This is a genomic window from Streptomyces sp. NPDC001348 (genome assembly GCF_053597535.1).
On the sequence record NZ_JBSFIK010000023.1, the window covers coordinates 128115 to 137617 of the forward strand.

The 9503-nt window shown below is 71.6% G+C and carries 8 protein-coding genes and 1 pseudogene; 2 read left to right on the forward strand and 7 right to left on the reverse strand.

The features are described 5' to 3' along the window. Positions 1 to 2: 2 nt before the first annotated feature. The 3 genes from ACWC21_RS24065 to ACWC21_RS24075 all read right to left on the reverse strand — a co-directional run bounded on the left by ACWC21_RS24065 (position 3) and on the right by ACWC21_RS24075 (position 4048). Positions 3 to 1385 (reverse strand): NAD(P)/FAD-dependent oxidoreductase, encoded by a 1383-nt coding sequence (locus ACWC21_RS24065; RefSeq protein ID WP_450884864.1) that lies wholly within the window; start codon positions 1383 to 1385, stop codon positions 3 to 5. Between the two features lie 197 nt (positions 1386 to 1582). Then, on the reverse strand, positions 1583 to 2017 hold the full coding sequence (locus ACWC21_RS24070; RefSeq protein ID WP_450884865.1) for an ATP-binding protein: 435 nt from the start codon (positions 2015 to 2017) through the stop codon (positions 1583 to 1585). Between the two features lie 126 nt (positions 2018 to 2143). Then, complete coding sequence (locus tag ACWC21_RS24075) at positions 2144 to 4048, reverse strand: AMP-dependent synthetase/ligase (RefSeq protein ID WP_450884866.1); 1905 nt, start codon at positions 4046 to 4048, stop codon at positions 2144 to 2146. Between the two features lie 119 nt (positions 4049 to 4167). Here ACWC21_RS24075 and ACWC21_RS24080 point away from each other — a divergent pair, with 119 nt between their 5' ends. Together ACWC21_RS24080 and ACWC21_RS24085 are read left to right on the forward strand one after the other, a co-directional pair. Further along, on the forward strand, positions 4168 to 4365 hold the full coding sequence (locus ACWC21_RS24080) for a DUF6480 family protein (RefSeq protein ID WP_450884867.1): 198 nt from the start codon (positions 4168 to 4170) through the stop codon (positions 4363 to 4365). After that, positions 4338 to 4430 (forward strand): annotated as a pseudogene (locus tag ACWC21_RS24085) (DUF6480 family protein); the annotation flags it as partial. The gene ACWC21_RS24080 and the pseudogene ACWC21_RS24085, both read left to right, overlap by 28 nt. Positions 4431 to 4451: 21 nt before the next feature. Here ACWC21_RS24085 and ACWC21_RS24090 read toward each other — a convergent pair. The 4 genes from ACWC21_RS24090 to ACWC21_RS24105 form a co-directional block, all read right to left on the reverse strand. Then, the gene (locus tag ACWC21_RS24090; RefSeq protein WP_450884868.1) at positions 4452 to 5540 is read right to left on the reverse strand and encodes a glutamate--cysteine ligase 2; all 1089 of its coding nucleotides are present in this window, start codon (positions 5538 to 5540) and stop codon (positions 4452 to 4454) included. 94 nt (positions 5541 to 5634) lie between these two features. Next, complete coding sequence (gene glgB / locus ACWC21_RS24095; RefSeq protein ID WP_450884869.1) at positions 5635 to 7836, reverse strand: 1,4-alpha-glucan branching enzyme; 2202 nt, start codon at positions 7834 to 7836, stop codon at positions 5635 to 5637. Between the two features lie 3 nt (positions 7837 to 7839). Next, complete coding sequence (locus tag ACWC21_RS24100; RefSeq protein WP_450884870.1) at positions 7840 to 9204, reverse strand: maltokinase N-terminal cap-like domain-containing protein; 1365 nt, start codon at positions 9202 to 9204, stop codon at positions 7840 to 7842. A 29-nt stretch (positions 9205 to 9233) separates the two neighbouring features. Continuing rightward, positions 9234 to 9503: alpha-glucosidase C-terminal domain-containing protein (locus ACWC21_RS24105; protein ID WP_450884871.1), on the reverse strand; the 270-nt coding region annotated here is incomplete at its 5' end.

Below are 9503 nucleotides of genomic sequence, written 5' to 3' on the forward strand. Positions count from 1 at the left end.
CGTCAGGGCAGCGGCGGAGTGTCCTGGCCGCCCTCCACATGCGCCCGTACCTCCTCCGGCTTCATGTACGCGTCCGTGTACTCGAAGTCCTTGAGCTTCGCCGGCTTGCGGGCCTGGAACCCGGTACGCACGAAATCGTCGCCCGCGACCGCGTTGAGCAGCCAGTTCGTCATCACGCGGGTCTTGGCCACGTTGGTGCGCAGCGCCGACCAGTGGTAGCCGCGCGCCACGGCCTGGGCGGGCACGCCGCGCAGCTCGATGCCGAGCGGCTTGGACACCGCGTCCTTGCCGCCGAGGTCGACGACCAGTCCCAGGTCCTTGTGCACGTACGGCTGCATCGGCTGGTTGCGCAGCGTCGCGATGACGTTGTCGGCGACCACCTTCCCCTGCCGCATGGCGTGCTGCGCCGTCGGCGGACAGACCGCGCCCTCCTGGTCCTTCGCCTTGTCGGGGACGGCGGCGGCGTCACCGAGCGCGAAGACGCCGTCCTGGCCCGGCAGGCACATCTCGGGGGTGACCGCGAGCCGGCCGCGGACCGTCTCCGCGTCCAGCGTCGCGATCAGCGGACTGGCGACCACACCGGCCGTCCAGATGAGGGTGCGGGTGGGCACCACCCGGCCGTCGGTGAAGGTGACCTCCTCCGGAGCCGCCTTGGCGATGGACACGCCCAGGGAGACTTCGATCCCGCGCCGCCGCAGGATCTCCTGCGCGCTGCGGCCGAGCTTGTCGCCCAGCTCCGGCATCAGCTTGGGCGCGATGTCGATCAGATGCCACTTGATCAGCTTCGGGTCTATGCGCGGGTAACGCTTGACGGCGGCGTGCGTCAGCCGTTGCAGACATGCCGCGGTCTCGGTGCCCGCGTAACCGCCGCCGACCACCACGAACTGCAGTCGTGAGGCGCGCTCCGCCGGGTCGTGGCTGGCGTCGGCGAGGTCGAGCTGCGAGATCACGTGGTCACGGATGTAGGCGGCCTCGGCGAGGGTCTTCATGCCGAAGGCGTGCTCGGTCAGCCCGGGGATGTCGAAGGTCCGGGTGACGCTGCCGGGTGCCAGGACTATGTAGTCGTAGCGTTCGTCGACGATCTCGTCGGTGATGGTGCGGATGACGCAGACCTTGGCCTTCAGATCCACACCGATGGCGCCGCCCGGGATGATCCGGGTGCGGTACTTCTTGCTCCGGCGCAGGGAGACGGCGATCGACTGGGGTGTCAGCACACCCGAGGCGACCTGGGGCAGCAGGGGGAGGTAGAGCTGGTAGGCGAACGGTGTCACCAGGGTGACGTCGGCCTCGTCGGGTGCGAGTTTGCGTTCCAGACGGCGAACGCACTCCACTCCGGCGAAGCCTGCGCCAACCACCAGGATCCTGGGTCGTGTCACGGTGTCCATCCCTTTCTGCGGCTCCAGGCGGTTCGAGTCGACGCCGTTCGCATGCCCCTGGATCGCTGCTTCGCACCACATCGATCCCACCGTGCCCCGAGCCGCCATGCCAGCCAGGTGCGGCAGGCAGACGAACGCGTGGGCACCAGCATGCCCCGGCACCGAGCTGAGTAACCAGGGTTCCGCGTCAATATGCGGTGCGGGCCTCACCAGGGCAGGAACGCGTGGATGTCCTTGCCGGTGTCCGTCACCACCACGCTCACCTGATCGCAGAGCGTGTGCACGAGGTGCCAGCCGATGCCGCCGCCGCCGGCGTTCGGGTGGAACGGGCGCGGCTCCGGCCGGGTGGTACTGGTGTCGTGCATCGTGAGGTGCACGCCGTCGAACGTGCGTCTCATCCGCAGCTCGAAGGGGCCTGGTGCGTACTGTACGACGTTGGCCGCCAGTTCCGTCACGACCAGCAGGATGTCGTCCCAGGACTCGGGGGCCGACGGCGGTGCCGCCCGCGCCAGGGCAGCCAGGAACTCTTCCGCGGCGAGCCGCGCACCTGTCACATTGCGCAGCTCGCCGGCGAAGGAGACCGTGCGCTCGTGGGTCTCCTCCGAGTCCGGTGTGTCGTCCCAACGTGGCTCCGTAGCCATCACATCTTCCTCAGCCCGGATCATCGCGGCTGCCGTAGTTGCTCAGCTTTCCCACGTCCTTGGGTTCCCGCAGGCGAGCCGGGTACGCGTCCTCGTCCGGTCGCGGTCGTCACACCGCCGGCCGCCTCACCGGAACACGTTGTCCGAGTCCTCCCAGTCGGCGGGCTCGGCCGGTGCGGGCCGCGTCGAGACCCGGCTCCGTGCCAGGTACATCGCGTCGATCTCAGCGGCGAAGCGCTCGACGATCGCGTCCCTGCGCAGCTTCATCGACGGCGTCAGCAGCCCGTTGGCCGGGGCGAACGGCTCGGTGACCACCCGGTAGACCCGGATGGACTCGGCGCGCGACACCGCGCTGTTGGCGGCGGCGACGGCCCGGTTCAGTTCCTCGCGCAGCGCGCTGTCCTCGCGGTCCTCCCGGCCCGCGGTGTCGCCCTGCAGGGCCAGGACCGTCCGCCAGTGCGCGAGGAAGTCCGGGTCCAGGGTGAGCAGCGCCCCCACACAGGGCCGGTCGTCGCCCACCACCACCGCCTGGTGGATCAGCGGATGCATCCGCAGGCGCTCCTCGAGCGGGGCCGGTGCCACGCTCTTGCCGCCGCTGGTGACGATCACGTCCTTCTTGCGGCCCGTGATGGTCAGATAGCCCTCGGAGTCGAGCTGCCCGATGTCGCCGGTGGCCAGCCAGCCGCCGCGGGTCGCCGCCCGTGTCGCGGTCTCGTCGCCCACGTACCCCTGGAACACCGAGGGCCCGCGCACCAGGATCTCCCCGTCGTCGGCCACCCGTATCTCCGTGCCCGGCAGGGCCCGCCCTACGGTCCCGGACTTCTCCCGGCCGAGCGGCTGCATGGTGATCCCGCCGCTGCTCTCCGTCAGCCCGTACCCGTCGTGCACGTAGATGCCGATGCCCTCGAAGAACAGGGAGAGCTCGCGGCCGAGCGACGACCCGCCGGACGTGGCCCGGACCACCCGGCCGCCCAGCGTGGCCCGCAGCCGCCGGTAGACCGTCCGTTCGTACAGGGCGTGCTGCAGGCGCAGGTCGAACCCGGGCCCCGCCCCCTTGCCCAGCCGCTGCCGCTCCTCGGCCGCGGCGAAGTCCCGCGCGGTCTGCGCGGCCCGTTCGAAGAGAGCCCCGCGGCCATTCTGCTGGGCCGTGCGCAGAAAGGTCTTGTAGAGCCTCTCGAAGAGGGACGGCACGCCGTAGAGGTACGTCGGCCGGAACGTGCGCAGCGCCGACGCGAGCGCCGACTCGCTCATCTCCGGCTCGTGGCCCATGAGGACCCCGCCGCGCAGACACATCACCTGGACCATGAGCCCGTAGACATGGGAGAACGGCAGGAAGGCCAGCACCGACGCCTGTTCGCCCGGACGCGCCGCCGTGTGCCCCCAGCCCGCGAGAAGTGTGTCGCACGGATGGGCGAGCCCCCGGTGGCTCAGCGCACAGCCCTGCGGACGGCCCGTGGTGCCGGAGGTGTAGGCGACGGCCGCGGTGGAGTCCGGCATGACGATCCGGCGCAGCGACTCCACCGTGGTCAGTGACACGAACTCGCCCTGCTTCGCCAACTGCGCCAGCGCGCCGGCGTCCAGCTGCCACACGTGCTTGAGCCGGGGCAGCACCGCGCAGACCGTGCCGACCGTCATGACGCCCTGCTCGTCCTCCACCACCACGGCCACGCAGCCGGCGTCCCGCAGGATGAACTCGACCTGGTCGCGTGCGGACGCCGGGTGGATCGGGACCACCTCGGCGCCCACCGCCCACAGTGCGTGCGCCAGCACCGTCCACTCGTACCGGGTGCGTGCCATGACGGCCACCCGGTGACCGGGCGAGATCCCGGCGGCCACCAGTCCCTTGGCCACGTCGACCACTTCGTCCCGCAGGTCTGCGGCCGTCACCTCCTCCCAGGCGGCCGACGAGCCGTCCGGACGCCGGGCGAGCACCGGCAGGGTCGGAGTCCGGGCCGCCGTCTCGAAGACGCCGTCGGCCAGTCCGCCGGCCAGTGGCGGGACGGCCGCTGGAGCGAGAGCGAGGTCGCGCATGCGCTGCTCCTCGTGTGTACGGAGAGTGATGTTGCCGACGAGTCCCGTCGTCGGCGGTGCTCGAATCTAGCCCAGCTGCGAGCGGTTGGTGCCGGGAACGGAGAAGTCGTGGCCGACTGATGATCTCGGCCGTCCTGGGACTCGGAGGGCATGACTCACGTGCACCCCGACCCGGAGCCCGAGCGCACCACCGGCCTGGAGCCCGGGGGCGGCGTATGCCCGGCGAGACGCCGCCCGCGGAGAGCAGCATGCCCGAGGCCGGGCCCCTGGAGACGCACAACCCGCCCAAGGGCTGGGCGAAGGCCCCGCTCAGCTGATCCTGCTCCTCGTCGCCCTGGTCGCGGCCTTCTTCCTGGTGTACGCCCTGGCGCTGATCCTGTGAGACCGGTCGTGCCGGAGCGTGTCAGGACTGGGTGCGGCGCACGCACTCGGTGACCACGTCCCGCAGGCTGCCCGTGCGTTCCATGAGCTCACGCTGCACGCGGGCACCGTTGCCGCGCTCCAGCAGCTCGGTCACGGCCTCCTCGGCCCGGGCCAGGTCGCCGGTGCCGGCGAGGGCGTCCCGGGTGTGCTCCAGGAGGGCCCGCACCACCGTCCCGGCCGGCTCCGGCCGCAACGTCCCGGGATGCAGCAGCTCTCCGCTCAGACCCGACCGGGAGGCCTGCCACGTGGCCAGCCGCAGCAGGCTCACGCTGTGCTCGGCCGCTTCCCGGCCGGCCCGCCAGTCGCACGCGGCGGTCTCCACCAGGCCGCGTGCGAGCGTGGCGATGAGGACGGGCGTATCCGAGTGCAGGCAGACGTCCGAGACGCGGATCTCGACCGTGGGGTAGCGCTCGGACAGACGCGCGTCGAAGTAGACCATCCCCTCGTCGAGGATGACGCCGGTGGCCACCATGTCGGAGACCCGGCTGTGGTAGCGCTCCGGTGTACCGAACAACTCCGTCGGTCCGGCCGAGGGCCAGCGGCCCCACACCTGGCTGCGGTAGCTGTCGTACCCGGAGTCGTGGCCCTGCCAGAACGGGGAGTTGGCGCTGATCGCCGACAGCACGGGCAGCCAGGGCCGGACGCGGTCGAGGACCGCGACGCCCTCCTCGTCGGACTCAACTGCCACATGGACATGACAGCCACAGACGAGTTGCTCGCGGGTGGCGATGCCGTAGTGCTCCGCCATCCACCGGTAGCGGTCGTTCATGCTGATCGAGGGGCTCACCGGAAGCGGTGACGTGGCGAGCGCGGCGACCGCGCAGCCGATCTCCCCGGCGTGCCGGGCCGCCTCCTTGCGGCAGCGGACGATCTCCGCGCCGAGGTCCGCCATGTCCGTCTGCGGATGCGTGGCGAACTCGAGCATCTGCCCGTAGAGCTCCTTCTCGAAGACGTCCTGTCCGGGATCGTCCAGCGAGGCACGCGCGAGCACCGCGGCCGACAGTGCCTTCGGGTCGCCGCTCTCCGGGTCGACCAGAAGAAGTTCCTCCTCCACACCGACGGTGCGCACGTGGGGCCGCCCTTCTTCCGTGCCACGGCCGGGCGCCGCGGCTGGTACGACCCCGAATGCCCCTCGGAGGGCTGTCGACACCTGGGGCGCCCCCTCACGGCACCGGTGTCAGCCACACCGTGGCGAGCGGGGGAAGCGTCAACCGGATCGCGCCGTCCTCCGCCTTGACCGGATCCGGGACGGCGACGTCGCTGCCGCCGTACCGCAGGGCGTCCGTGTTGAGGACCTCCCGCCAGACGGGGACCTCCTCGGGCACGCCGAGGCGGTAGTCGTGACGGACGACCGGGGAGAAGTTCGACACCGCCAGCAGCGGCCGGCCCGCCGTGTCGAAGCGCAGGAAGGCGAAGACGTTGTCGTCCGCGGCGTCCACGGCGACCCACCGGAAGCCCCCGGGGTCGGCGTCGCGCTGCCACAGGGCGGGGGTGGAGCGGTAGACGGCGTTCAGGTCGCGGACCAGGTCCTGCACCCCCCGGTGGTCGCCCGCGGCGCAGTGACCGGGGTCCAGCAGCCACCACTCCGGTCCGTGGTCCGCGGACCACTCGGCGCCCTGGGCGAACTCCTGCCCCATGAACAGCAGCTGCTTGCCGGGATGCGCCCACATGAAGCCCAGATAGGCGCGGACGCCCGCCCGCCGCTGCCACCAGTCGCCCGGCATCTTCGACACCAGTGACCGCTTGCCGTGCACCACCTCGTCGTGGGAGATCGGCAGCACGTAGTTCTCGCTGTAGGCGTACACCATCGAGAACGTCATCTCATGGTGGTGGTACCTGCGGTGCACCGGCTCACGGGCGATGTACTCCAGCGAGTCGTGCATCCAGCCCATGTTCCACTTCAGCCCGAAGCCGAGGCCGCCGGTGTCCGTGGGCCTGGTGACGCCGCCCCACGCGGTGGACTCCTCCGCGATCGTCACCACTCCGGGCACCCGGCGGTAGACGGTCGCGTTCATCTCCTGCAGGAACGCCATGGCCGCCAGGTCCTCCCGGCCGCCGTGCGCATTGGGCTCCCACTGCCCCGGCTCGCGCGAGTAGTCCAGGTAGAGCATGGAGGCGACGGCGTCCACCCGCAGGCCGTCGATGTGGAACTCCTCGCACCAGTACACGGCGTTGGCCACGAGGAAGTTGCGCACCTCGGTACGGGCGTGGTCGAACTCGTACGTCCCCCAGTCCGGGTGCTCCGCCCGCCGCGCGTCCCCCGGTTCGTACAGCGGGTCCCCGTCGAAGCGGGCGAGGGCCCAGTCGTCCTTGGGGAAGTGCGCCGGCACCCAGTCCATGATCACGCCGATGCCCGCCCGGTGGCAGGCGTCGATGAAGTACCGGAAGTCGTCGGGGGTGCCGAGGCGGGCGGTCGGCGCGTAGAAACCGGTGACCTGGTAGCCCCACGAGCCGCCGAAGGGGTGCTCGGCGACCGGCATCAGCTCGACATGGGTGAAGCCCAGGTCCTTGACGTACGCGGGCAGTCGCTCGGCCAGCTCCCGGTAGCCGAGGCCCGGCCGCCAGGACGGCAGGTGGACCTCGTACACCGAGAACGGCGCTTCGTGCACCGGGGTCTTCGCCCGGTGCGCCATCCACTCCGCGTCGCCCCACTCGTAGTGCGAGGCCGTCACCACGGAGGCCGTCGCGGGCGGCACCTCGGTGCGCCGTGCCATCGGGTCGGCCTTGAGGAACCGATGCCCGTACCGTGAGGTGATCTCGAACTTGTACGTGGCGCCCTCCCCGACGCCGGGCAGGAACAGCTCCCACACCCCGGACGAGCCGAGGGAGCGCATCGGGAACGCCGTCCCGTCCCAGAAGGTGAAGTCCCCGGCGACCCGGACCCCGCGCGCGTTCGGCGCCCACACCGTGAACCGGGTGCCTGCCACCCCCTGGTGGACCATCGGCTCGGCTCCCAGGGCCCGCCACAGCTGTTCGTGCCGCCCCTCGCCGATCAGGTGCAGATCGATCTCGCCCAGCGCAGGCAGGAAGCGGTAGGGGTCGTGCACCTCCTGCTCGCCCTCCGCGTACTCCACCAGCAGGGTGTACGCGGGAACCGCGTCCAGGGGCAGAACGGCGGTGAACAGGCCGTCCCCCTCGGAGAGCAGCCGATGGCGCTCGCCGTCGAGTACGACGCTCACCGCGCGGGCGAACGGTCTGAGCGCCCGGAAGACGATCCCGGCCGCCGTCGGGTGGGCGCCGAGCAGCGCGTGCGGGTCGTGGTGGGCGCCCGCCAGCAGGCGTTCCCGGTCGGCCGGGTCCAGGGCGGGGGCCGGCAGCGGGCGGGGGCCGGCCGACTCGGGCAGTGAGTTGTCGCGCAGTGCCACGGTTCATCCTCCTCGTACGGCCAGTCGTTCGATCGCCGCCATCGGGACGGGGAGCCAGGCCGGTCGGTGCCTGGCCTCGTACAGCACTTCGTAGACCGCCCTGTCGGTCTCGTAGGCGCGCAGCAGCGCGTGCTTCTTGCGCGGGTCCCAGCCGGCGCGGGCCGCGTAGCCCGCGCAGTACGCCTCCCGGCAGCGCCGGGCCCACTCCGGGCGCCAGGGGCGCCGCTGGCGGGCCGCGTAGTCGAAGGAGCGCAGCATGCCCGCGACGTCCCGCACCGGGGACTGGGCCTCGCGACGTTCGGCGAGCGGGCGGGACGGTTCGCCCTCGAAGTCGATGACGAACCACTCCCGGTCCGCCCGCAGCACCTGCCCCAGGTGCAGGTCGCCGTGGATGCGCTGGGCGGGCGGTCCCGCGTCGCAGGTGGCGAGGGCGCCGAAGGCGGTGCGCAGACCGGTGACGAACGGCCTGAGTGCGGGGACACACGTTGCGGCGGCCTCCAGCCGGGCCTTCATCGCCGTCGCCGCGCACGCCGTGTCGCCGTGGACGCCGGCGGGGAAGGCGGACGCCAGGGCGAGGTGGACGTCTGCGGTCGCCTGCCCCAGTTCGTAGGCCTCCTCGGTGAAGTCCCCGCCGACGGCGAGCGCGCGCAGGGCCAGCGTCCAGCCGTCGGCGGCGTCGCGCAGGTACGGCTGGAGCACACCGAGCGTCGCCGCCCAGGGCTCGGTCGTGCGCAGCCAGGCCACCGGGGCGGGGACGCGGCCACAGCCCTGCGCGGCCAGTGCCCGGGTGACCTCCAGGTCCGGGTTGACGCCCGGCTGTATGCGCCGGAACACCTTCAGGATGAACGCGTCGCCGTACACCAGCGACGAGTTGGACTGCTCGGCGTCCAGCAGCCGCGGCGCGAGTCCGGTGGGGAGCTCGGCGGCCGGATCAACCTCGAAGCGTACCGGGCCCGCCGTACCGGGCCGCCTCAGCCGGTCCAGGAGCAACGCGGCCGAGCGCGGGTCGTGCAGTGCGTCATAGACCGTGAGACCGGCCAGCGGACCGTCCTGCACCCGGCCGATGAGCGCGCTTCCGAGGCGCGGTGACAGGTGCTCGTGCACACCGAGCAGCAACTGGTAGCAGTCACCGGGCGGGGGAGTGCCGCCGCCGGGCGACGGGACCGGAAAGCATCCGGCGTCGACCAGTACGTGCAGACAGCCCGGGAAGATCTCCGTCGCGGACAGCACGGTGAGCTCGGTGACGGGCCGGTCCTTGCCGGCGAACCAGCGCTGCCGGGGCAGCCACTCGCGCAGCAGCTCGCACAGCGAGGACAGGCGCCGCTCGATGCCCGTGCTTCTCCGCTGGAGTATTGCGGTCTTCGCCATGGTGACGCGTCCTTTCCTCGGCGACGCGCTCAGCGCCGTCGGCCGATGCGGGATGCGACTCGGGAGAGCCGGAACCAGTAGAAGCCGTGGCCTGCGAGGGTGAGGAGGTAGGGCAGTTCACCGATGGCGGGGAAGCGCACTCCGCCGATGAGTTCCACCGGGTGCCGTCCGTCGTAGGCCCGCAGGTCGAGTTCGGTGGGCTGGGCGAACCGGGAGAAGTTGTGCACGCAGAGGACCAGGTCGTCCTCGTACTCGCGGAGGAAGGCGAGGACGGCGGGGTTGGAGGACTGCAGTTCGGT

Bases quoted from the DNA above. Each gene is read 5' to 3' on its own strand.
- ACWC21_RS24065 (WP_450884864.1), bottom strand. From the start codon at position 1,385: ATGGACACCGTGACACGACCCAGGATCCTGGTGGTTGGCGCAGGCTTC.
- ACWC21_RS24070 (WP_450884865.1), bottom strand. From the start codon at position 2,017: ATGGCTACGGAGCCACGTTGGGACGACACACCGGACTCGGAGGAGACC.
- ACWC21_RS24075 (WP_450884866.1), bottom strand. From the start codon at position 4,048: ATGCGCGACCTCGCTCTCGCTCCAGCGGCCGTCCCGCCACTGGCCGGC.
- ACWC21_RS24080 (WP_450884867.1), top strand. From the start codon at position 4,168: ATGATCTCGGCCGTCCTGGGACTCGGAGGGCATGACTCACGTGCACCC.
- ACWC21_RS24100 (WP_450884870.1), bottom strand. From the start codon at position 9,204: ATGGCGAAGACCGCAATACTCCAGCGGAGAAGCACGGGCATCGAGCGG.